Raw genomic sequence first — 23,500 nt, 5'->3', positions numbered from 1 at the left:
AGAAAGAAATGAATATTTTTAGAGAAGCGAAGATTTTATTAGTTGATGATGAATCTGACTTAATAAATAGCATGTATAGTTTTTTAAAGAAAAAAGGCTTCAGTAATCTTTTAACAGCAAAAAATATTGCAGAAGCAAATTTTAAACTCAAGAACAATAAAGTTGATTTAATGATATTAGATATAATGCTTCCAGATGGGAGTGGTTTTGACTTGTTAAAAGATCTTAGAAAAAAATCCAACTTGCCTGTAATTGTCTTGTCGGCCTTAAGTGGTATTGACGACAAAAAAGAAGGATTTGATTTAGAAGTTGACGATTACATTGTAAAACCCTTTTTGCCTGAAGACCTCTTGTGGAGAGTTGAGGCAGTGCTTAGGAGAACTTATCAAGATAAAAATGAAAAAATAATCTTATCTGGTGGAATTTTATTTGATAGGGAGAGGGCAATGTTAATAAAGAATGACGAGGAAATACAATTAACAGCTAAACAATATAAAATTTTGGAATATCTTTCCATGAATTTAAATAAAATTGTTTCAATAGATCAAATATTGGAGAAGTGTTGGGAAGATAGCTTTGGTTATGAAAACACACTAATTACACATATCTATAGGTTAAGAGATAAGCTTGAAGAAGATCCAGCTAACCCTAAAATACTAATAACCGTAAAGGGATTGGGATATAAGTTGCTTGGAGATAATAAAGAATGTTAAATTATTTTTTTAAAAGACTAAAGAAGTTTGTTTTATTTATATTAATTTTATTAATTTTAATGATTACAAGTTTAGCTGGAATCTTTTATTCTAGTTTTAAATTTTCTAAAAAATATATAGAGCCAAGTAAGGTGTTTGAATATGTAGAAAAGAATAAAGAGGATAATAAGGTTGAAGATATTTATTTTACAGAGGAAAATAAGAATTATTTAGAAGATAAAAATATTTGGGCTATAAGAATTGACAAAAATGGAAAAGTAATTGAAAGCTTTAACAAGCCTGAAGAAGTTAAAAATAAATTTGAAATTACCGACATGGTAAGATTTACAAGGTATTACTTAAATGATTATCCTGTATTTACATTTGTAGTAGATGACGGAGTGTTAGTTCTTGCTTATCCAAAAAATTCTCTAGATAAATTTCCCTTTAACTATTATTCCTATGATTTAGTAAAAATAAATTTGTTAATTTTACTCATTAGCATCATATTGTTTGCTCTACTTGTTTATTTATTTTATCACCATGAAGTTAAAAGAATCTTTAAAAAATTAAATCCACTTCAAGAAGCAATAGGCAATATTTTTGATGAAAATTATGAAAAACTTGAAGAAGAAGGAGAATTAGGAGAAATTTCAAAAACTATTAACGATGCAAATGAGAAGTTCAATAATCTTAAAAAAAGTCAAGCAAGTTGGCTTAGGGGAATTAGTCATGATATAAGAACCCCTCTTACAAAAATTTCTTGGGAGATGGAGGGGATCAAAACAAAGGAAAATTTAGATGAGGTAAAAAATATTGAAAATCAAGTTATAAAAATAAGTAGAATTATTGAGGACTTGAATCTGACAAAAAGTTTGGAAAATCTAAGTGACAAGCATTTTGAATATAAAGATCCAATTTCTGTTATAAGAAAGTTAATTGTAAACACTTTAAATGAAAATTCAAGTGAGGAAATTATTTTTGAAAACAAAATAAATAAAGAAATAAAAATAAAAATGGATGATCATTTGTTTTATAGGATGCTTGAAAATATTTTAAATAACAGCCTTGAGTATGGAGATGGGAAAATTTGTATTATTTATGAGCTTATGAATAATAGATTAATTATTTCAATCAAAAATGAAGGAAACCCCATTGAAGAGAGCGTGATAAAAAGACTTAATGAAGAAAATCTTTCAGATGTTCAAAAGCATGGAATGGGCTTATTTATATCTAGACAAATTTGTAATTTGCATAAGGGCAAAATGGAAGTTCAGAATCTAAGCTCAGGTGTAAAAGTTTCTTTTATTTTTAATATAAATTAAAAACAAATAGATAAAAGCTTACACTTATGCCCATAATATTGACGACTACTTAATATTTGTAATATAATAGTCAATATGCTTAAAATAGCGATTTATATAGAAAGGTGATTTTATGTCAGGACATTCTAAATGGAATAATATTAAAAATAAAAAAGGTAAGGAAGACGCAAGAAGAGGTAAAATTTTTACTAAACTTGCTAGACAAATAACTGTTGCAGCTAAGGAAGGTGGACTTGATCCAGATTACAACCCTTCTCTTAAGGTTGCCATCGATAAAGCAAAGGCAGAAAATATGCCTAATGACAATATTGACAGAGCCATTGCCAAAGCAGGCGGCGGAGACAACGACGATAACTTCGAAGAAATTGTTTATGAAGGATATGGACCAGGCGGAGTTGCTGTTATGGTTCATTGCCTAACTGACAATAGAAACAGAACTGCACCAGAAGTAAGACATATTTTTGATAAGTATGCAGGTAATCTTGGACAACCAGGTTGTGTATCCTTTATGTTCGACAAGAAGGGTTCCCTTGGTGTATTAAAGGAAGGCCTTGATGAGGATGAATTTACTTTAATTGCCATTGATGCTGGTGCTGAAGATGTTATAGACAGGGGAGAAGCTTTTGAAATAGTGACTGAGCCAGAAGACTACCACAATGTTAGAAAGGCCCTAGAAGATGAAGGTCATTCTTTTATTGAGTCTGATATAACTTATATCCCTCAAACTGAAACAGCTTTAGATGATGAAGAAGATATCAAAAATATGGAAAAGTTAATTGATGCCTTAGAAGATAATGACGATGTAACAGATGTATTTACTTCATGGGAGAGAGATTAATGGAAATTAATAGAATTATTGATCATACTTTATTAAAACCAGAATCAACAGAAGAACAAATTGAAAAAATACTTGATGAAGCAAAAGAATATAATTTTTTCTCAGTTTGCGTAAATCCTGTATGGGTTAAAAAATGTGCCGAAAGCTTAAAGGGTACTGATGTAAAAGTTTGTACTGTTATTGGCTTCCCATTAGGCGCAAACACAAAAGAAGTAAAAGTTTTTGAAACTGAAAACGCCATAAAAAATGGTGCAAATGAAATTGACATGGTAATTAATATTGGACTACTTAAGTCAGGAAAATATGACCTTGTTAAAGAAGAAATTCAAGAAATTGCTAAGGTTTGCCACGATAATGGAGCTCTTTTAAAAGTTATCCTTGAAAACTGCCTTCTTACAAAAGAAGAAATTGTAAAGGCATGCGAACTATCTGACGAAGCAGGAGCAGATTTTGTAAAGACTTCTACAGGTTTTTCAACTTCTGGTGCTGATGCAGATGATGTTGCCCTTATGAGAAAGTCAGTCTCTGATAGAGTTAAGGTTAAGGCAAGTGGTGGAATAAGAGATTATAAAAAATCACTTGAAATGATTGAAAAGGGTGCAGACAGACTTGGTGTTTCTGCTGGAGTTAATATCTACAAAGAAAGCAAGTCACTATGAATATAAATCCCGTTGCCTTTACAATTTTTGGACTAGAAGTTAAATGGTACGGAATTTTAATTGCTCTTGGAGTTCTCTTGGCAATTCTTACAACAGAGTCCATGGCAAAGAAAAAATCTTATAAAAATGGACTTTATAAAGATATTGCAAATGATGTTTCTCTATTTGCAGTTATCATTGGAGTTTTGGGAGCAAGACTCTATTATGTAGCCTTTGAATGGGAATATTATAGCCAACATTTAGATGAAATTTTTGCCATCAGAAATGGTGGGCTCGCAATTTATGGCGGTATTATTGCTGGAGGACTTACAATTTATGTCTTTACAAGAGTTAAAAAAATAAAATTTTGGACTCTTACAGATTGTATTGCACCAGGCCTTGCCCTTGCCCAATCTATTGGCAGGTGGGGCAACTATATCAATGGAGAAGCTCACGGTGGTGTGACTGATGTGCCTTGGGCAATTCTAGTCAATGGCGAGAGGGTTCATCCAACATTTTTTTATGAATCCTTTGTAAATTTTTTAATATTTATATTTTTATATTTTTATCTTTCAAAGAGGCAAAAGTTTGAAGGACAATTAACTTCTTTTTACTTTATAGTTTATGGTATAGCAAGATTCTTCATTGAGGGAATGAGAACAGACTCTCTCTATATTGGTGACTTTAGAGTTTCACAACTTGTGAGTCTTGCAATTGTAGTCTTTGGACTAGCTATAAGATTTGTATCAAAAAGCAGACAAAAGAATAAATAATTAATTAGACTAGGCAACTAGTCTAATTTTATAGGTGATATTTTGAATAAGATAAATTACAATTTGGAAATGGAAAAAGTAATAAAGAAAATAGATAAGGATCACAAGCCAAGACTACTCTTGCATTCTTGTTGTGGTCCTTGTTCTTCTGCCATATTGGAAAGAATAAATGAATACTTTGACATTGATGTATTTTATTACAATCCAAACATCGATAGTGAAGAGGAATTTTATAGGAGGGCTGATGAACAAGTTCAACTTGTAAAAGATTTGGGCCTTGAAGATGAGATAGGTGTAAGGGTTATAAAGTATGATCACCAAGACTTTCTTGAATATGTTAAGGGATTTGAAGAGTACCAAGAAGGGGGTCCAAGATGTTTTAAGTGTTATAGGCATAGGATGGAAAAGGCAGCAGAGTTTGCTGCTGAAAACAATTATGACTTCTTCACAACAACACTTTCCATTTCTCCCCACAAGGATTCTCAAATTTTAAATAAATTGGGAGATTTTTTATCCAAAGAGTACGAAATAAAATATTTATTCTCAGATTTTAAGAAAAAAAATGGTTTTAGAAGGTCTGTAGAATTAACAGATAAGTTTAATATGTACAGGCAAGATTATTGTGGATGTGAATTTTCAAGGAGCGAAGATTGAAAAATTTTAAAAATATTTTTATTATTTCTCTTGTCTTTTTTTTAAGTCTTAGTTTATTTGTTGCCTATAGGACGGATTTTAAATTTAAAGATCTAAATGTAAATAATAATGCTAATTTAGAAGAAGTTGAAAATAAAAAAGAAATTAAAGAAGATAAGACACAAGTAAAGATTCTTGCCATGGGTGATATGATTTTTCACCAACCCATTGTTAAAAATTATAGGACCGAAGATTCCTATGACTTTACCCCAATCTTTGCAAATATATCAGAAGATATTAATGAAGCAGATCTTGCCATTGCAAACTTTGAAGGATCAGTAAATTCAAATAGAAAGTTATCAGGATTTCCACTTTTTAATTTTCCCAAAGAAACAATTTATTCTTTAAAAGCTGCAGGCTTTGATCTTATGTCCACAGCTAACAATCATTCACTTGACACAGGACTTGACGGGATTGCAGAAACCCTAAGCCACATTAAGGAAAGTGGAATGGAATCCTTTGGAACCATGACAGAAGACCTTGAAAAGGGTATTGTTGTTGAAAAAAATGGAATAAAAATTGGTCTTATTTCCTTTACCGACACCTTAAATGGAATGGACTCACTAATGAGGAATAAGGAGTATTCTGTCAATACTTTTTCTCAAGATGTTGCTGGTGATATAAAAAATATAAAGGACAAGTCCGATATTGTAATAGTTTATCCTCACTGGGGTAATGAGTACCACTACCATCCAAGTGAGAGACAAATTTATTTAAAAGAGAAGCTCAATGAGTATGGTGCTGATATAATTTTAGGCTCACATCCTCATGTTTTGCAAAAATATGAAGTCGAAGAAATTAACGATAAAAAATATTTTACAATTTATTCAATGGGAAATGCCTTATCTAATCAAAGGGTAGAAAACTTAAGGAAGGCTGGTGTAGATACAGGTGCCCTTGTTAAACTTGAAATAGAAAAGGACAATGTAAGTGGAGTAACTCATCTAAAGTCCTATGATGTTCAACCGACTTATGTAAATAGGTATAGGGCAAATGGGAGACTTAACTACGACGTTGTGAAACTTCAAGACATAATCCCTGGTGGCAAATTGAGTGAAGTAACAGATGCCAACTTACAAAAGACAGCTGACAAAAAATATAAGGAAGCCCTTGGGGTTTTACAAGGTGAAATATGAATAAAGACCAAGTGCCAGGTACAAATTTTATAATTTTTCAGGATGAAGATGAATTTAAGTACACTACAGATTCTTTAATACTATCTTCCTTTGTAAAGAAGGGAAAGAGAGCTATAGACCTTGGATGTGGCAATGGAATACTTTCTCTAAGGCTAGTGGATAGGTTTGATGAAATTCATGCAACTGATATTAATAAGAAAGTCTTAGATAATTTTAAAGAATCTGTAAGTGCAAATGAGCTAGATGATAAAATAAAAATAATAGAGAAAAATATTTTTGATTTAAAAAAAGTCTACGAGACAAATTTTTTTGATACTGTGGTTTTTAATCCACCCTATTACGATTATGAAAATATAAAATTTGAAACCATTCCTGCCAAACATTTTTTTGACATTGAGAAAAGTCTCTACATAGTTAACTTTCTCTTAAAAAATTCTGGAAATCTTTATATTATTTATCCAACTTATAGGTTGGCTGAACTTATTTATAAGATTAACCTAGCTGGCCTAAGAGTAAAACACATAGTAAACATCCACGGAAATCTAAATAAGGATTCTAAAAATTCCATTGTAATAGCAAAAAAGCAGGCTAACTTTGGAAATGAATTCAGGGACTTTTACATAAGACAAGGAGATAGTTACACAGAGGAAATGGAAAGAGTTTATAGAAATGAGGTAATCTTGTGATTTATTTTTGCCCAACTCCCATAGGTAATTTAGGGGATATAAGCCTTAGGACAATAGAAATCTTGAAGTCAGTGGATATAATTTATGCAGAGGATAAGAGGGTGACTCTAAAACTCTTAAACCACTTTGATATTAATAAGGAACTGAGAACTTATCATAAGTTTAATGAGGCCGAAATGTCAGAAAAAATTATTAAACACTTAGAAGGAAAAGACATCGCTCTTGTTACAGATGCAGGCATGCCAGGAATAAGTGATCCGGGTGCAGTATTGGTAAAAAAACTTATAGAAGAAAATATTGAATTTAGAGTTTTACCAGGAGCCAACGCAGCTTTAACAGCCTTAGTCTTATCAGGGCTTGATACAGACCACTTTACTTTTTATGGATTCACCTCAAGTAAGTCTAGTGGAAGAAGAAAAGAATTTGAATCTCTTAAGGATTTAAAATTCACTTTAATTTTCTACGAAGCTCCTCACAGAATTAGGGACTTTTTACATGATGTCCACGAGGTTTTTGGTGAGAGAAAGATTTCTATTTCTAGAGAAATAACTAAGGTCTTTGAAGAGACCATTAGGTCTACAACATCAGAAATATTGGAAAAAGATATTGTGGAAAAAGGAGAATTTGTTATTGTCCTTGAAGGTAATAACGAAGAAGAGGTCTACGACATAAAAAAACTTCTTGAAGAAGAATTACAAACTGGAATGAAGAAGTCTCAGGCAGTAAAAGAAGTTTCAAAAAAGTATAATCTTCCTAAGAATGATGTTTATAAGGAGAGTCTGGACCTATGATTAATTTACAAGATCTGGAAGGTCAACTAAAAGAAGTAAACACAAACTTAAAGAATAAATATGACTTTATCTTTAACTTAGACAATGATGCTTTTAGAAAAGAACTTACAAATAATGTTGGAAGACTTATAAAAATGGAAAAGTTCCCTAAAGAGAAACTTTCCAAATATAAGAGAACTGTTGGGGTTGACGGATCTAACAATAGGTCTGGCGGAGCTTTTCCTCACTTTATAGAAATTTTTCAAGGACTTGCTAAGTCAACTGATGGTAATGAAGTTTATAAAAATACGGTCTATACGCCGACTTTAAATGATATTTATGATGACAAAAATCTTTCGCAAAAATATCTTGCCACCATAGAAATAGAAACGGCTCTTGAATATATAGATGAGTATGATTTTGATTACTTAATGATGGACGGTGGTTTTATTAGATATAAGATTAACTGTCTTGATTTATTCACTGAATTAAGAGAAAAGTGTGAAGCAAAAAACATTATACTTTTTGGTGTCATAAAAGACCTAAAAACCAATGTCATTGCTAGGAGTTTAGAAATAGATGAGAGCATTTACGATAGAGAAATTTTATTTAATAGACTGATGACAGGTGAAGCTCTTCTAATTAGAAATGAAATCAATAAAAAATTTATAAAAGACGGTTTAGGCGAAGGTTTTTCATCAGCTTTTATGAGGACGGCAAAATTCCCTGGTGCAGTTGGACTTGATATATTAGATACACAAGAAAAATATCTCGAAGAAATTGCTAGTCTTGTTTATACATTGACTCCTATGTCATCAAGGGGAGTGCCCCTATGGCTTGATATAGTTGATAAGGATGTAAAGATAACTGATGAAATACTTACCACTCTTTTGGAAGAATATTTGGACAGAGATGTTTATGAAAGATTTTTTATTTCTGAAAGAGATAAGAGAACTCTATAGGAGGAAATATGAAGGTACTTGGAGTTACAACAACAAGAGAAGTATATATTGGTTCTAAGGAAAAAAACTTTAGGAACAATGAGTTTTTAATAGTTGAAGACCCAGTTCAAGGCGATATCATTGGAGAAGTTGTGGATTCGCAAACTTTTAACCGCTTTATTCCTCTTGATATTGGCGGTGACTTTATTGACAGTGACGTTTTGTCATCCCTTGGATCTATGGGATACGATGTTGGAGATGAAACAGTTTATGTTGCAAAGCTAAGGTTTTTTGAAGAACTTCTATATCCACCCCTAACAGGGAGTGATTTAAGAGCACCAGTTTTTGATGAAATAAAAAATTTATTAATTGACACTCTTCCTAAGGAGTCTTTAATCTTAGGCTCTATAAAAAATACTGATAATATTGCTGAGGGAATGGATGATATTTATAAAGGTTTATTTACAACTTTTCAAAATAATGAATTCATAAAACAAAGAGAACTTCCTTACTTATTTGACTACAAGTCAATGCATCAATATCCCCACATTGGGGTTTTTGGTGGATCTGGGAGTGGTAAATCCTTTGGCCTAAGAGTTGTCTTGGAAGAACTAATGGAAATGGGAGTACCAACAATTGTAATGGACCCCCATTATGAAATGGACTTTACAAATAATTCTGAAATTTCAGATAAGGACTACAGTGATAAGTTCAAGTGTCTTGAAATTGGAATTCACACGGGAATAAAGTTTCAAGAATTGCAAAAAAGAGATTTAAAAAACCTTTTAAACGCTGCATCGCCTCTTACTGATTCCATGAACAATGTAATAGATGTTATGCTCTCAAAGGGTGCTAGTTTTGAATCCTTTAAGAATAAATTAGACTTCTTACTAGAAGGCCAAGAAATTGGATCAAGAGATAAAATTTTACAAGAGATAGCAATTGAAGAGGACCAAACGAGAAGAGATAGGCTTGAAGAAGTTTTAGATATTTATGAAAGATATGATAAGACTTGTAACTCCATGAGTGTCCGTGGAGTCTTGTGGAGACTTATGACCCTACAAGGAGAGGGAATATTCTCTCATAATATTGATGAGCTTTTGGACCTATTAAAGAGAAGAAAGTTAGTTGTACTTCAAGGCTCCACAAGGATGATAAATGTATTTTCAACTTATCTTTTGGCAAAGTTATATTATTTGAGAAAGGAATACAGGGACGAACTTTATAGGAATAATGTTAAAGTTGACTACTTTCCACCTTTTATTATAATTACTGACGAGGCCCACAATTTTGCACCGAAGGGCTTTGACACACCTTCAAAATCAATCTTGCGTGAAATTTCTCAAGAGGGAAGAAAGTATGGTGTCTTTTTAATCTTAGCAACACAAAGACCAACTCTCCTAGATGAAACCATAACGGCTCAATTAAATACTAAATTAATTTTTAGGACAGTTAGGGCTTCAGACATAGACACAATTAGGGAAGAGACAGACCTATCATCTGATGAAACAAAGAGACTTCCTTATTTAAGTTCAGGTGATGTTTTCATTTCATCAGCAAAGAAGGGGAGGACTTCCTTTGTAAGGATAAGGGCAGCTAATACAATTTCACCTCACACAGAAAATCCATTTGACGAATTAACATCCCACGACGAAGAAGTTTATGAGAAGTTCTTTTTAGATATAAAAGATTTGCTTCCCATAGATACATCCAACCTAAATGGAGCACTTATGAATTACAATAAAAAATCTGGTGAAAACTTGTCCTATGATGAGTTTAAGAACAATTTAGATAAGTTGTGTGAAATTGAATTAATAGAAAAAGAAACAAACTTTTTAACGGAAATGTATAAGATAAAATAAAAATAAAGACTTAGGTTTGTATTTAAACTTAAGTCTTTATTTTTTTGATTTTTTTATTAAGTAAGTATCGTAAAGTTCTTGAAGTGATGCTTTGTTTTTAATTAATTTAATCTTATTTTCTCTTGTTAGAGTTTTTATAAAATATTCTTTTTTTAATGCGTCAGACTTGTCTAGGCACTCTTCACTAAATACCATCTTCACAGGTAATCTTGAAGCTGTATACTTAGAAGCTTTTCCATCATTATGAGTCTTTAATCTCTTTTCGAGATTTACTGTGTAGCCAGTATAGAGGCTTTCATCAGCACATTTTAAAATATAAACGTAAGATGCCATTTACTCACCGCTTAGATAATCGTCAACTGTAAAGTTTATTATTTCGAACTCAAATCCACGACCTTGAAGATAGTTCTTGGCAGAGTAAATTTTTTTAGGATCAGACTCATCTTTTGAAATTCTTTTTTTAACAAGCTCAAGAGCGTTCATGTATTCTAATTCATAATCATAATTTTCCATAACCTTATCAATTACATTTCTTTCGATTCCTTTAGACATCAACATATATCTCGTCTTGTTTTTACCATATTTTTTTATATTTAATGCATCGTTAAGGTATCTTCTTGCGTAGTCTTCATCATTTAAATATTTTTTTTCTTCGAGAATTGGCAAGATAGTTTCTATTATCTCTCTTGGAATTTTATTTTTATATAAATGATCCACTAGTTGCTTCTTAGTTTTATTTCTTTGTAAAAATTTATAGGATAGGAGAAGGGCTTCTGTCTTCTCATCTTCAAACTTTAAGTTTTCTACAAATTCTTCTTCAACTTCTTGGCCCTTATATAGTCCAAAGTTTACCAAGGTGTCTTCAGAAATTTTTATTTCTTCGTCATTATTGAAGCTAATAATAAATTTTTTCTTATCAAAAATAATATTAGAAATAATCATTTTATCACCAAAAATATTTTATCATAAAAGCTCTAATTCACCAATTTATCTAAATTAACAAAATATTGGAAAATTAAGAGCAAAAAGTATATAATTAGATAGAGTTTAAGACTGAGAGGTGTAATATGTTTGAGTTAATCTCACAAGTTTTGAGATATGTATTTATTATCTTAATTTACCTTTTTATATTTAGTATTTTAAGATTAATGTATCTCGATGTTAAGAGCATAACAAGTGGCGGTGGTTCTCTTGATGATGCCTATCTAAAAGTTGTAAATAGACTTGATTCCTTAAATTTTAAGATGCAGGAATACTATGTAATAGATGGCGATATTAGTCTCGGAAGAAGTTCTAAAAACGATGTTGTCATCAAAGATAAATTCGTAAGTAAAAATCATTTATTAATCCGTGTAAAGAACCAAAGATATTATTTAGAGGACTTGGGTTCTGCAAATGGTACATTTTTAAATGGTGTAAAAATTGATCCAAATGAGCTAATTGAACTTCAAAACAATGACAAAATTGGAGTTGGCTTTATTCAATTTATTTTTGTAGATAAAAGGTGAAAATGTGTTAGATAAAATTTTTAAACAGAGAAAACCTAGAAACTTACTATTAATTTTTGAAATTTTAAGTATTTTGTTATTATTTACTTTTAATAACAATAATATTGATAGGTACATAGTTATTTTATTTTTAGGACTAATCTTAATAGTTTATATTTCCAACCTAGTCCTAGGCAGGGTTTCTTCTGGCGATAATTATATTTTCTTAATAGTTTCCATGCTTTTAAGTCTTGGAATAATAACCATCTACAGGTTGTCTCCAAAACTTGGACTTAGACAACTTATATGGGTTTTAGCAGGCATTTTAGTTTTTTATTTAACTTATTTTATTATTAGGGCAATGAGAAGATTAGAATATATGACAGGTCTTTATTTAGGGCTTTCAATTTTATTTTTCTTGCTCACAATTATTCTTGCTCCATCCAAGTATGGTGCCAAAAACTGGATAGAAATTTCTGAAAATATAACAATTCAGTTGTCCGAATTTACTAAAATCTTAGTAATATTTTTAATAGCTTCTTTTTACACAACTTTCCAAACAAGATTAAAAAAATTAAATTATAAGTATACTTCATATTACTTAATGGGAGTAATATATATTTTTGTAGGATTTTTGTTTATTCAAAGAGACTTGGGAACAGCTGCAATTTTTATTGCTATTTATACCCTTATCCAATATGTCTACGATGAGAACAGAAAATCAATTCTTGTTAATATTGGCTTAATGGCTGTGGGATCTGTTACGGGCTACTTTTTATTCTCCCACGTTAGGAATAGGGTGGATATTTGGTTAAATCCTTGGACTGCTGATAAGGTTGTTAATTCTGCTAGACAAATTGTTCAATCTCTTTTCGGTATAGGAGAAGGAGGATTTATTGGCCAGGGAATTGGCTTGGGTTACCCAAAACAAATTGCCTTTGCTTATTCCGATGTAATCTTCTCAGCAATTTGTGAAGAAATGGGAGTTTTGACTGGTATAGGAATTATCATGCTCTATATGCTCTTAGTTTATAGAGCCATTAAAATTGCCTTAAATCAAGAATATTTATTTTATAGGATTCTTGCACTTTCAGTTGCAATCTTATTTACAGTACAGGCCTTTTTAAACATTGGAGGAGTTATAAAACTTATCCCAATGACAGGTCTAACTCTTCCTTTTATTTCCTATGGAGGAAGTTCTCTTAATTCAAGCTTTGTTGCTTTAGGTATTTTACAAGTGACAAGCGAAGATTTATCATATAAATATGAAAAAGGAGTGGACAATGAATAGTAAAGATAATAAAAGAATTCTAGTATTACTTGTATTTCTAATGATTTTATTAGTTGCTCCAATTATATATTTAACTTACTTTACTGTTTTTAAGGCTGATGATATTGTAAAACACCCAGCTAACAGAAGAAGTGAACTAAGAGAAAACTCGGTAAAAAGAGGAACTTTTTATGATAGGAATCACGAAATCTTAGCTTACTCCAATGGTGAAAAATATAATTACCATAGGATTTATAATCAGCCAATAATTTATTCTCATATTATTGGCTATTCTGACAAAATAGTTGATAAATATGGTCTTGAAAAAGAGTTGAATGACTATCTCGTTGGTAAGGAAGGCTCCAAAATACTAAAGACTTTTAAGTCCATAATAAATAAAAATTACGACCCTTACACTGGAGATGACATTACCCTTACAACAGATACGGACCTACAAGAAAAAACTAGATCTGTATTATCATCAAGATCAGATAAGGGATCTGTTGTTATTATGAATCCAAAGACAGGAGAAGTCCTATCCATGGTTTCTCTCCCAGACTTCAATTCTCAAAATATTGCAAAAGATATGCAAAAAATAAATGAAGCTAACAATGGTGCTCTTTTTAACAGTTCCACAAAGGGCAAATTTGCACCAGGGTCTGTTTATAAAATAGTTACAACAACTGCAATTTTAGAATCGGGAATTTCTCAAAAATACACTGATGAAGGTATGGAAAAAATTGACAATGGAAGAGAGTTTAGGAATGCTGGTAATAAAACATACGGCAGAGTAGACCTTAGGAAGGCTTTTACAAATTCTCTTAACACTTATTTCGTTAGAAAGTCTGTTGACATGGGGATTGATGTCATGGGTCAAGTTTCTGAGAAGTATATGATTAACAAAAAGGTTGATTTTGAACTACCTTTGGAAACTTCTACTTGGACCTTTAAGAGAAATGATTTCGACAGGACTGCCCTTGGTGCAGGTGGTATCGGTCATGACACCATTTTAGTTACACCACTTGAAATGTGTATGATTGCGTCTACTATTGCAAATGACGGAGTCATGATGCAACCTCACATAGTTAAGAAGATAGATTCATCTGATGGTAAAAATGTAATTAGAAATACTCCAACAGTCTTAAGTGAAGTTACTTCAAAAGAAAATGCTGACCAAATCACAAAATACATGGTCAATGTTGTTAACAATGGTACTGGAACTGAAGCTTATGTTTCAGGAGTAAAGGTTGCAGGTAAAACTGGTACTGCACAACTTGACCTTAAAGAAGGAACAAATAATGCTTGGTTTGTTGGATTTGCACCAGCTGACGATCCACAAATTGCAATTTCTGTAGTTATTCCTAATGTTAAGGACTATGGGTCTCAAGCAGCAGCTCCAATTGCAGGAGAACTTTTAAAGTACGCTATTAATAATTTACAACTTGAAGAAGAGTGATACTGTGTATAAGGATAAATTTGTTACTGCCATAGTTGCAGCAGCAGGTATGGGCAAGAGAATGAAAATGGGCATAAATAAGCAGTTTTTGACAATTGATGGAATTCCAATACTTGCTCACACAATTAAAAAAATTGAAAAATCCAAATACGTTGACTTTTTACTTCTTATTGTAAAAGAAAGTGATATGCGCTATGTTCATGATACTATCAAGAAACATAAGATACACATGGACTACAAAATAGTTTATGGTGGAAAAGAAAGACAAGATTCCATTAATAATGGACTTTTAAATATGCCTCATGAAACAGATATTGTCTTAACCCATGATGGCGCAAGACCCTTTGTATCAGTAGATAAAATAGACGAAGCTATAGAAAATGTAATGGACACTGGGGCTTCTGTTCTTGCAAATCCTGTTAAGGATACAATTAAAGTGTCGACAGATGGTAAGCTAGTAGATTACACACCAAATAGAGATAGACTATGGCAAGTTCAAACTCCACAAGTTTTCAGAAAAGAAATTATAATGAAAGCCTATAGTCAGGCTTATGCAGAAGGATATTATGGTACAGATGACTGCTCTTTAGTTGAAAAGACTGGAGTAAAAGTAAAATTAATTTACAATTCTTACGATAATATAAAAATTACTACAAGAGAGGACTTGTCTATTGCACAAATACTTGTTAAGAAGGTGAAAATTTGAGAATAGGAATAGGATACGACGTTCATAAACTAGTTGAGGATAGAAAACTTATAATCGGTGGAATTGATATCCCCTATGAAAGAGGACTTTTGGGACATTCTGATGCTGATGTTCTTATTCATGCTATTATGGATGCCATTTTAGGTGCCCTTGCCTTAAGGGACATTGGCTATCATTTTCCAGACAATGACAATAAGTATAAAGATATTGATTCAAAAGTACTTCTAAGTAAGGTTTATGAGATAATGAAGTCAAAAAATTATAAAATTGGAAATATAGATTCTGTTGTAGCATGTCAGGCTCCTAAGCTTGCAAGTCATATTGACGATATGAGAAAGACTATTGCACATATTTTAAAGACTGATATATATAATGTTTCTATAAAGGCTACGACGACAGAAAGACTTGGCTTTGTTGGAAGAGGGGAAGGTATCTCTTCAGAAGCTGTAGTATTACTTGAAAGGGATGATTAAAAAATGAAGTTTTTTATCGATACTGCTAATATTGATGAAATTAAAGAAATTAACTCCTGGGGTGTCCTGTCAGGAGTTACTACTAATCCAAGCTTAATAGCAAAAAGTGGTGGAGTTTTTGAGGATGTCATAAAGGAAATATCCGAAATCGTTGATGGAGATATTTCAGCTGAAGTTATTTCCACTGATTTAGATGGAATGCTTAAAGAAGCAAGAGAACTTGCAAAGATTTCAGATAATATTGTCATAAAAATTCCAATGATTGAAGAAGGACTTAAGGCTGTAAGTATTTTAAGTAAAGAAGGCATAAGAACTAATGTAACTTTAATATTTTCAGTTTCGCAAGCTATCCTTGCTGCAAATGCAGGTGCAACTTATGTGAGTCCTTTCATGGGAAGACTTGATGACATTGGAGAATCAGGCTTGGATCTTGTGGCAGATATTGCTTATATTTTCAAGGAGTACGGATACCATACTCAAATAATAGCTGCAAGTATAAGACATATAAATCACGTAGAAGATGTAGCAAGAACTGGTGCAGATATAGGTACAATTCCTTATAAGATATTTAGAGAAATGATTAAGCATCAGTTAACTGACGCAGGATTAAAGAAATTTTTAGAAGATTTTAAAAGCGTAAAGACAAAGGAGAAATAGGATGGACAGAAATTTAGCATTAAACTTAGCAAGAGTAACAGAAGCAGCGGCCCTTTCAGCAGGTAAGTGGTTAGGAAAAGGCGACAAAAATGCAGCTGATGGTGCAGCAGTAGACGCAATGAGAAGAATGTTTGATACAGTTGATATTGATGGAACTGTAGTTATTGGGGAAGGTGAAATCGACGAAGCTCCAATGCTTTACATTGGTGAAAAAATTGGTACAAAAGAAGGGGAAGACCAAGTTGATATTGCAGTTGACCCAATTGATGGTACAAATTCAATTGCCAATGGAACAGATAACTCTATAGCTGTACTTGCAGTAGCACCTAAAGGATGCTTATTAAATGCTCCAGACATCTATATGGATAAGATTGCTTGTGGACCAAAAGCTAAAGGAGCAATTAAACTTGATGATTCTCCTTCAGAAAATGTTAAAAGAGTAGCTAAGGCTCTCAACAAAAATATTGAAGAAATAACGGTTGCTGTTCTTGATAGACCAAGACACGAAGAAATTATAAAAGAAATTATCGCTGTTGGAGCAAGAGTTAAGAAAGTTTCTGATGGTGATATTGTTACAGCTATTGAAACTTGTTACGAAGATTCAGGAATTGATCTAGTAATAGGTAGAGGTGGAGCTCCAGAAGGTGTAATAGCAGCAGCTGCTCTTAAATGTTTAGGTGGAGACTTCCAAGGAAGACTTCATCCAACAGATGAAAAACAAGAAGCTAGATGTAAGGACCTTCATTCTGATTTAAAGAAAATCTATTCAATTGATGATCTTGTAAAAGGAAATGAAGTTATATTTTCAGTTACAGGTATTACTTCAGGAGAAATTCTTGATGGAGTAAAATACTATGGCGATAACAAGGCAAAGACAGACACTCTTGTATTGAGACTTCCAAGTGGAACACAAAGATTTATAAGATCAGTCCACTCTCTTGATTTAAAACCAGATTATGCTAAATAATTTTTGTCATGACTAACAAAATTGAATTAAATAATAAATCAATAGATGACTTGAGAAAAATAGCCTTATCCCTTGGTCTTGAAAATCCTGAAAATTATAATGTAGAAGACTTAAAAGAGTTTATAGAGACAGGTAAAACTCCTGCTTCTTCACTATCTGATAAAGACTTAGATAAACTCAAGGTTTCAGAACTTAGGGAACTGGCGAAAGAATGTAAAATAGAAAAATCATATTCCTTAAAAAAAGATGAGCTTATAAAAGAAATAAAGTTAAAAAAAGAATCACAAAAAATTGATAAGCTAGATTTATCTGATAACGCTGCAGAAATTTTAAAAAATCTTGACAATAAAAATTATGTAAGAGGAATACTTGAACTTCACCAGGATGGATATGGTTTTTTAAGAACAATTAATTATCTTCCAAGTGAAGAAGATATATATGTTTCGCCTTCGCAGATAAGAAAGTTTAGACTTAGGAATGGCGATGAAATCCTTGGAATAAAATCTCCACCAAAAGACGGAGAAAATTTCAATGCTCTTTTATACATCAAGTCTGTCAACAATTTTCATCCTTCAAAAATAATTAATAGACCTTTTTTTGATAACCTAACTCCAATTTATCCAAAGGAAAAGATTAATTTAGAAACTGAAGACAGGGCTATGAGGATTATTGACCTCTTGGCTCCTGTTGGTTTTGGACAAAGAGGCCTTATTGTTTCACAACCAAAATCAGGAAAGACTACTCTACTTAAAAAGATTTCTAAATCTATAAATAGTAATTATCCAGATCTTCATTTAATAGTCCTGTTAGTAGACGAAAGACCTGAAGAAGTTACAGACATGAAAAGGTCTGTAAAAGGAGAAGTAGTATATTCTACCTTTGATGAAAATCCTAAGAATCACACTAGGGTTGCTGAGATGGTTATTGATAGAGCAAAAAGACTTGTTGAGAACAAAGAAGACGTAGTAATTTTACTTGATTCTCTTACAAGACTTTCAAGAGCTTACAATTTAACAACACCAGCTAGTGGTAAAACTCTATCAGGTGGTCTGGATCCTCTATCACTTCACAAGCCAAAGAGATTTTTCGGGGCAGCAAGAAACATTGAAGAGGGCGGCAGCTTAACCATACTTGCCACTGCTCTTGTAGACACTGGTTCAAGGATGGATGATGTCATCTTCGAAGAGTTTAAAGGTACAGGAAATATGGAACTCCATCTAAATCGAAGTCTATCAGAAAAAAGGATTTTCCCAGCTATAGATATATTAAAGTCAGATACAAGGAAAGAAGAACTTTTGCTTAGCAAGGGAGAGTTGGACTTCAGTTATGAATTTAGAAATAAATTGTCAGAAGAAAATATAGAAGATGTAACAGAAAGATTTTTAGATTCCATTTCAAAGACTAAAAATAATAAGGAATTTTTAAAAAAATATTTTGTTAGATAAGATTTCCAATAATAAAATCTTGAAAATTTAATCTTAATATTATATAATAATTAAGCAAATAGTTGTGTTTGCACTAGAGTGAAAATTGTGTTATAATATAAAAATTGAGTTATAAAATAAGTTTAAGGGGGCAATACAATGAAAAAAGGAATTCATCCAGATTATAAAGAAGCTACTGTAACTTGTGCATGTGGCAACACTTTTAAAACAGGATCCGTTAAAGAAGATTTAAAAGTTGAAATTTGTTCAGCTTGTCATCCTTTCTTTACAGGAAAGCAAAAACTCTCTGATCACGGCGGAAGAATTGAGAAATTCAACAGCAGATATAAGAGAAATAAATGACAATGAGGTTAGCCTAGCTAACCTTTTTTATTACTTAAATTTATGGAAATTAAAGAGGCCTTAATAGAAGGTAGAAAATATTTAAAAGATTTAGAATATACTGATCCAATATATGAAACAAGACGAATCCTAAGCTTTCTTTTAAATAAAGATTTATCATATCTAGTGGCTCATGATAGTGAGCTATTAGATTCAACAGTTGAAGAAAGATATTTCGAGATTTTAGACAAAAGAAAAAATGGTATGCCGATACAATATATTTTAGGTGAAGAAGATTTTTATGGAAGAAGCTTCAAAGTTCTTAAAGATGTTTTGATTCCTAGACAAGATACAGAAATATCCGTAGAAACCCTATTAAAAATAATAAAAAATAACAAGATTAATAATATGTTAGAAATTGGTTGTGGCACAGGGATTGTCAGCATTAGCGTTGACCTTGAAACAAAAGTTGATGTTACTGCTGTTGATATAAGTCAAAAGGCAATTGAAAATACTAAAATCAATAAAGAAAAAATAGGATCAACAATAACAGTACTAAAGAGTGACTTGTTTTCAAATATTAAAAATAAGTTTGATATAATTTACTCAAATCCTCCTTATATAAAATCTGATGAAATAGAGAAGCTACAGGTTGAAGTAAGAAAACATGAACCTAGACTTGCCCTTGATGGTGGAGAAGATGGACTTTATTTTTATAGAAAAATAATTGAAAAAGCACCAGAATATTTAAATGATAGAGGATACTTGGTTTTTGAAATTGGACATGATGAGGCTAAAGATATATGTGCCCTCATGGAAGATAAATTTGATGTAGAAGTTATTAAAGATTTGAGTAAACTGGATAGAGTCGTAGTTGGACAGTTAAGGATGTAGAGGTTATTATGTACGAAAAACTTTCAGTATTTGAAGATAGATTAGTAGAATTAGAAAAGGATCTTAGTAACGTTGATATTATAAATAACTCTAAACTTTACCAACAAAAAGCTATTGAGCACGCCGAAATAGAGCCTATTGTTGGTAAATATAAATTGTATAAAGAAACTTTAAATACATTAAATGAGAATAAAGAGTTAATAAAAGAGAAATTAGACGACGATTTTAAGGATCTTGTAAGAGAAGAAATAAACGAAGGAAGTAAAAAGGTTGAAGAACTTGAAAATGAGTTAAAAATTCTTTTGATTCCTAAGGATAAAAATGACAGCAAGAATGTAATGGTAGAAATACGTGCTGGTGCAGGTGGAGATGAAGCTGCTTTATTTGCAGGAGTTCTTTATAGACAATATGTTAGATACGCTGAAAGATGTGGCTTTAAAGTTGAGACTATGTCATCAAATGAAATAGGAATTGGTGGATATAAAGAAATTGTCTTTATGATAATTGGAAATGGGGCATATTCAAGACTAAAATATGAATCTGGTGTTCATAGGGTTCAAAGAGTTCCAGAAACTGAAAGTGGAGGAAGGATTCATACATCTACAGCTACTGTTGCAGTATTACCTGAAGCTGAAGACGTTGACATAGAAATTGATCCAACAGAAATTAAGTTTGATGTCTTTCGTGCATCAGGAAATGGTGGTCAATGTGTAAATACAACAGACTCAGCTGTAAGACTTACACATATTCCTACAGGAATAGTCATTTCATGCCAGGATGAAAAATCACAACTAAGAAATAAAGAAAAGGCCATGAAACTTTTAAGATCTAAGCTTTATGATTTGAAGTTACAAGAGCAAAATGAAAAAGAGTCCATGGAAAGATCATCTCAAATTGGAACAGGCGATAGGTCTGAAAGAATAAGGACATATAACTATCCTCAAGGTAGGGTAACTGATCATAGAATCAACTTAACATCACACAGGATAAATGAAATAAATGACGGTGACCTTGATGAAATAATAGATGCACTAATCACTTATGATCAAACTCAAAAGTTAGAAAAAATATCATAAAAATAATTATTATTTATTTAGTATAATTTTAATAGACTATTTGATTTTTCATTAATAATATTCTATAATGATGATGGTAGTTTTATTATTAAATTTTATGGGGGTAATATTATGAATCAAATGACAAGTGACAATTTAAGATCAGCATTCGGTGGCGAATCTCAAGCACGTACTAGATATAACATCTGGGGAGATGTAGCAGAAAAAGATGGTTTCAAAAATGTTAAAAGACTTTTTGATGCTACTTCTGATGCAGAAAAAATTCACGCTACACTTCACTTTAAAGCTTTAAAAGATGTTTCAGGAGATTTCCCTGTAACTTCAATGGCAGGATTTGGAATTAATTCAACTTCTGAAAATCTTGAAGCTGCTAAAAACGGAGAAATTTTTGAGTCAACTCAAATGTACCCTGCTTTCATCGCAGTTGCAGAAATGCAAGAAGAAAAAGAAGCTGTTAGAGCAATGAAATATGCTACAGCAGCTGAAGAAGTTCATGCTAAGAGATTTGAAACAGCTAAAGAAGCTGTAGATGCTGGAAAAGATTTAGATGTTGAAAACATCTACCTATGCCCAGTATGTGGATATATTACTTTCGAAGAAGAAGATAAATGTCCAATCTGTGGATGCGCAGGAAGCAAATTTGTTGCTTATTAATTTTTGTTAAAAAAGTCTCCTCATTTTAAATGGGGAGATTTTTTGTATTATATTAATTATTAGACTTCAGAAAAAATAAATGTCATAAACCAAAGTATTTATTGCTAATTTTCTGTGCTTGTGTTATACTTTTATCCGGTAAGAAATGCACATATGAAATACACACATTTTCTGATGTCTTTGGAGTTGCCAATTTGGTCCCGATGACAAAAGATGAAAATGGAGGAAAAAACACGGAGGTGGCTTAAATGTCAGTAATTTCAATGAAAAGCTTATTAGAAGCTGGTGTACACTTTGGACACCAAACTAGAAGATGGAACCCTAAAATGAAGAGATTTATATTTACCGAAAGAAATGGTATCTATATAATCGACCTTCAAAAAACAGTTAAAAAAGTAGAAGAAGCTTACGATTTTGTAAGAGAAATTGCAGCTAACGGTGGAGAAGTACTTTTTGTAGGTACAAAGAAACAAGCTCAAGATGCAATTGAAAAAGAAGCTACTAAATGTGGTATGCCATACATTAACCAAAGATGGTTAGGTGGTCTTTTAACTAACTACAAGACTATAAAGAACAGAATTGAAAGACTTTACAAATTATATGAAATGGAAGAAAATGGAACTTTCGACGTTCTTCCAAAGAAAGAAGTTTCTCAATTACTTCACGAAAGAGAAAAGCTTGAAAAATTCCTAGGTGGAATTAAAGAAATGAAGGGTATGCCTCAAGCTTTATTTGTAGTAGACCCTAAAAAAGAAAATATTGCAGTTAAAGAAGCTCATATTTTAGGAATTCCTGTAATCGGTATTGTTGATACTAACTGTGATCCTGAAGAAGTTAATATTCCAATTCCAGGAAACGATGATGCTATTAGAGCAGTTAAACTAATTACAGAAACAATTGCTAATGCAGTTATCGAAGGAAAACAAGGCAGTCAAATAGAAGATACAGATTATGATGAATCCACTCAAGAAGTTTCTGAAGAAGAAGCAGTTGAGGATGAAAAGTCAGCTATAGAAGAGTAAAGATATTTCGAGAGTTCTAAAGTAATCCTTTATAACTCTCTTTTTTTAAAATAAATAAGGAGTGAATTAAAATGGCTATTACAGCAGCAATGGTTAAAGAATTAAGAGAAAAATCTGGAGCAGGTATGATGGACTGCAAAAAGGCTTTAACAGAGACAAATGGTGATATGGACAAAGCAGTGGACTTTTTAAGAGAAAAGGGATTAGCTTCTGTTGCTAAAAAATCTTCTAGAATAGCTTCTGAAGGTCTCGTTGAATCTTATGTTCACGGCGGAAGAATTGGTGTTTTAGTTGAAGTAAACTCAGAAACAGACTTCGTTGCTAAGAACGAAGAATTCCAAGACTTTGTTAAGGATATTGCAATGCAAATCGCAGCAGTTGCTCCTAAATATGTTAGTCGTGAAGAAGTTCCTGCTGAGGAAGTTGAACACGAAAAAAATATTTTAACTGAACAAGCAAGAAGTGAAAACAAACCTGAACATATAATTGAAAAAATGGTTGAAGGAAGACTTGAAAAATTCTATGAAGAAATTTGTCTACTTGACCAAGACTTCATTAAAGATTCAGACAAGAAAATTAGAGACATTCTTAATGATTTAATTGCTAAGATTGGCGAAAACATTAAAATTAGAAGATTTGTTAGATTTGAAGTTGGCGAAGGTCTTGAAAAGAGAGAAGAAGACTTTGCAGCAGAAGTAGCAAAACAAATAGGATAACA

Annotated in this window: 27 protein-coding genes; 25 read left to right on the top strand and 2 right to left on the bottom strand. The window is 31.9% G+C overall.

All coding sequences use genetic code 11. The features are described 5' to 3' along the window. Positions 1-8 precede the first annotated feature (8 nt). From DRZ96_RS07895 to DRZ96_RS07845, 11 genes are all read left to right on the top strand, one after another. Complete coding sequence (locus DRZ96_RS07895) at positions 9-713, top strand: response regulator transcription factor (RefSeq protein ID WP_112890245.1); 705 nt, start codon at positions 9-11, stop codon at positions 711-713. After that, entirely contained in the window at positions 707-2,017 is a 1,311-nt protein-coding gene (locus tag DRZ96_RS07890; RefSeq protein WP_112890244.1) for a sensor histidine kinase, read from the top strand. The genes DRZ96_RS07895 and DRZ96_RS07890 overlap by 7 nt, the downstream gene beginning before the upstream one ends. A 112-nt stretch (positions 2,018-2,129) precedes the next feature. Next, entirely contained in the window at positions 2,130-2,855 is a 726-nt protein-coding gene (locus DRZ96_RS07885) for a YebC/PmpR family DNA-binding transcriptional regulator (RefSeq protein ID WP_070701271.1), read from the top strand. Continuing rightward, a complete protein-coding gene (deoC, locus tag DRZ96_RS07880) occupies positions 2,855-3,514 on the top strand; it encodes a deoxyribose-phosphate aldolase (protein ID WP_112890243.1) in 660 nt (219 codons plus the stop codon). The genes DRZ96_RS07885 and deoC overlap by 1 nt, the downstream gene beginning before the upstream one ends. Continuing rightward, positions 3,511-4,266 carry a prolipoprotein diacylglyceryl transferase gene (gene lgt / locus DRZ96_RS07875; protein WP_112890242.1) on the top strand — a complete coding sequence of 252 codons (756 nt, stop codon included), beginning with the start codon at positions 3,511-3,513 and terminating at the stop codon, positions 4,264-4,266. The genes deoC and lgt overlap by 4 nt, the downstream gene beginning before the upstream one ends. A 42-nt stretch (positions 4,267-4,308) precedes the next feature. Continuing rightward, positions 4,309-4,920 carry an epoxyqueuosine reductase QueH gene (locus tag DRZ96_RS07870; RefSeq protein ID WP_112890241.1) on the top strand — a complete coding sequence of 204 codons (612 nt, stop codon included), beginning with the start codon at positions 4,309-4,311 and terminating at the stop codon, positions 4,918-4,920. After that, positions 4,917-6,095, top strand: a complete 1,179-nt coding sequence (locus DRZ96_RS07865; RefSeq protein WP_112890240.1) for a CapA family protein — start codon at positions 4,917-4,919, stop codon at positions 6,093-6,095. The genes DRZ96_RS07870 and DRZ96_RS07865 overlap by 4 nt, the downstream gene beginning before the upstream one ends. After that, the gene (locus DRZ96_RS07860) at positions 6,092-6,781 is read left to right on the top strand and encodes a tRNA1(Val) (adenine(37)-N6)-methyltransferase (protein WP_112890239.1); all 690 of its coding nucleotides are present in this window, start codon (positions 6,092-6,094) and stop codon (positions 6,779-6,781) included. The genes DRZ96_RS07865 and DRZ96_RS07860 overlap by 4 nt, the downstream gene beginning before the upstream one ends. Further along, entirely contained in the window at positions 6,778-7,572 is a 795-nt protein-coding gene (gene rsmI / locus DRZ96_RS07855; protein ID WP_112890238.1) for a 16S rRNA (cytidine(1402)-2'-O)-methyltransferase, read from the top strand. The genes DRZ96_RS07860 and rsmI overlap by 4 nt, the downstream gene beginning before the upstream one ends. Further along, positions 7,569-8,513 (top strand): DNA double-strand break repair nuclease NurA, encoded by a 945-nt coding sequence (locus DRZ96_RS07850; protein ID WP_112890237.1) that lies wholly within the window; start codon positions 7,569-7,571, stop codon positions 8,511-8,513. Before rsmI ends, DRZ96_RS07850 begins: the two co-directional genes overlap by 4 nt. Before the next feature lie 8 nt (positions 8,514-8,521). Next, positions 8,522-10,354: an ATP-binding protein gene (locus DRZ96_RS07845; RefSeq protein WP_112890236.1), complete on the top strand. Its 1,833-nt coding sequence runs from the start codon at positions 8,522-8,524 to the stop codon at positions 10,352-10,354. 36 nt (positions 10,355-10,390) lie between these two features. On the opposite strand, the gene DRZ96_RS07840 is transcribed toward DRZ96_RS07845, so the two are convergent. Then, the gene (locus DRZ96_RS07840; protein WP_112890235.1) at positions 10,391-10,687 is read right to left on the bottom strand and encodes a GIY-YIG nuclease family protein; all 297 of its coding nucleotides are present in this window, start codon (positions 10,685-10,687) and stop codon (positions 10,391-10,393) included. Beyond that, positions 10,688-11,296, bottom strand: a complete 609-nt coding sequence (locus DRZ96_RS07835; RefSeq protein ID WP_112890234.1) for a regulatory protein RecX — start codon at positions 11,294-11,296, stop codon at positions 10,688-10,690. Between the two features lie 125 nt (positions 11,297-11,421). Here DRZ96_RS07835 and DRZ96_RS07830 point away from each other — a divergent pair, with 125 nt between their 5' ends. From DRZ96_RS07830 to tsf, 14 genes are all read left to right on the top strand, one after another. Continuing rightward, positions 11,422-11,862 carry an FHA domain-containing protein gene (locus tag DRZ96_RS07830; RefSeq protein WP_112890233.1) on the top strand — a complete coding sequence of 147 codons (441 nt, stop codon included), beginning with the start codon at positions 11,422-11,424 and terminating at the stop codon, positions 11,860-11,862. 4 nt (positions 11,863-11,866) lie between these two features. Then, positions 11,867-13,132, top strand: a complete 1,266-nt coding sequence (locus DRZ96_RS07825) for an FtsW/RodA/SpoVE family cell cycle protein (protein ID WP_112890232.1) — start codon at positions 11,867-11,869, stop codon at positions 13,130-13,132. Continuing rightward, entirely contained in the window at positions 13,125-14,567 is a 1,443-nt protein-coding gene (locus DRZ96_RS07820) for a peptidoglycan D,D-transpeptidase FtsI family protein (RefSeq protein ID WP_112890231.1), read from the top strand. Before DRZ96_RS07825 ends, DRZ96_RS07820 begins: the two co-directional genes overlap by 8 nt. Before the next feature lie 4 nt (positions 14,568-14,571). Next, positions 14,572-15,273: a 2-C-methyl-D-erythritol 4-phosphate cytidylyltransferase gene (gene ispD / locus DRZ96_RS07815; protein ID WP_112890586.1), complete on the top strand. Its 702-nt coding sequence runs from the start codon at positions 14,572-14,574 to the stop codon at positions 15,271-15,273. Continuing rightward, positions 15,270-15,746 carry a 2-C-methyl-D-erythritol 2,4-cyclodiphosphate synthase gene (ispF, locus tag DRZ96_RS07810; RefSeq protein WP_112890230.1) on the top strand — a complete coding sequence of 159 codons (477 nt, stop codon included), beginning with the start codon at positions 15,270-15,272 and terminating at the stop codon, positions 15,744-15,746. Before ispD ends, ispF begins: the two co-directional genes overlap by 4 nt. 3 nt (positions 15,747-15,749) lie before the next feature. Next, positions 15,750-16,403, top strand: a complete 654-nt coding sequence (gene fsa / locus DRZ96_RS07805) for a fructose-6-phosphate aldolase (RefSeq protein ID WP_112890229.1) — start codon at positions 15,750-15,752, stop codon at positions 16,401-16,403. Position 16,404: 1 nt separating this feature from the next. Then, positions 16,405-17,370, top strand: a complete 966-nt coding sequence (glpX, locus tag DRZ96_RS07800; protein WP_070701237.1) for a class II fructose-bisphosphatase — start codon at positions 16,405-16,407, stop codon at positions 17,368-17,370. 8 nt (positions 17,371-17,378) lie between these two features. Then, a complete protein-coding gene (gene rho, locus DRZ96_RS07795; RefSeq protein ID WP_112890228.1) occupies positions 17,379-18,815 on the top strand; it encodes a transcription termination factor Rho in 1,437 nt (478 codons plus the stop codon). 138 nt (positions 18,816-18,953) lie between these two features. Beyond that, on the top strand, positions 18,954-19,157 hold the full coding sequence (rpmE, locus tag DRZ96_RS07790; RefSeq protein WP_005956574.1) for a 50S ribosomal protein L31: 204 nt from the start codon (positions 18,954-18,956) through the stop codon (positions 19,155-19,157). A gap of 42 nt (positions 19,158-19,199) precedes the next feature. Continuing rightward, positions 19,200-20,030 (top strand): peptide chain release factor N(5)-glutamine methyltransferase, encoded by an 831-nt coding sequence (gene prmC, locus DRZ96_RS07785; RefSeq protein ID WP_112890227.1) that lies wholly within the window; start codon positions 19,200-19,202, stop codon positions 20,028-20,030. An 8-nt stretch (positions 20,031-20,038) separates the two neighbouring features. After that, positions 20,039-21,106, top strand: a complete 1,068-nt coding sequence (prfA, locus tag DRZ96_RS07780) for a peptide chain release factor 1 (RefSeq protein ID WP_112890226.1) — start codon at positions 20,039-20,041, stop codon at positions 21,104-21,106. Positions 21,107-21,217: 111 nt separating this feature from the next. Then, positions 21,218-21,760: a rubrerythrin family protein gene (locus DRZ96_RS07775; protein WP_112890225.1), complete on the top strand. Its 543-nt coding sequence runs from the start codon at positions 21,218-21,220 to the stop codon at positions 21,758-21,760. A 248-nt stretch (positions 21,761-22,008) separates the two neighbouring features. Further along, entirely contained in the window at positions 22,009-22,782 is a 774-nt protein-coding gene (gene rpsB, locus DRZ96_RS07770) for a 30S ribosomal protein S2 (protein ID WP_070701227.1), read from the top strand. A 71-nt stretch (positions 22,783-22,853) separates the two neighbouring features. Then, complete coding sequence (gene tsf / locus DRZ96_RS07765) at positions 22,854-23,498, top strand: translation elongation factor Ts (RefSeq protein WP_112890224.1); 645 nt, start codon at positions 22,854-22,856, stop codon at positions 23,496-23,498. Positions 23,499-23,500 lie beyond the last annotated feature (2 nt).

Source organism: Peptoniphilus harei (assembly GCF_900454685.1).
GTDB lineage: Bacteria > Bacillota > Clostridia > Tissierellales > Peptoniphilaceae > Peptoniphilus_A > Peptoniphilus_A harei.
Note: the sequence above shows the minus strand (reverse complement) of the source record. Positions and strands in the feature narration are given on the sequence as shown.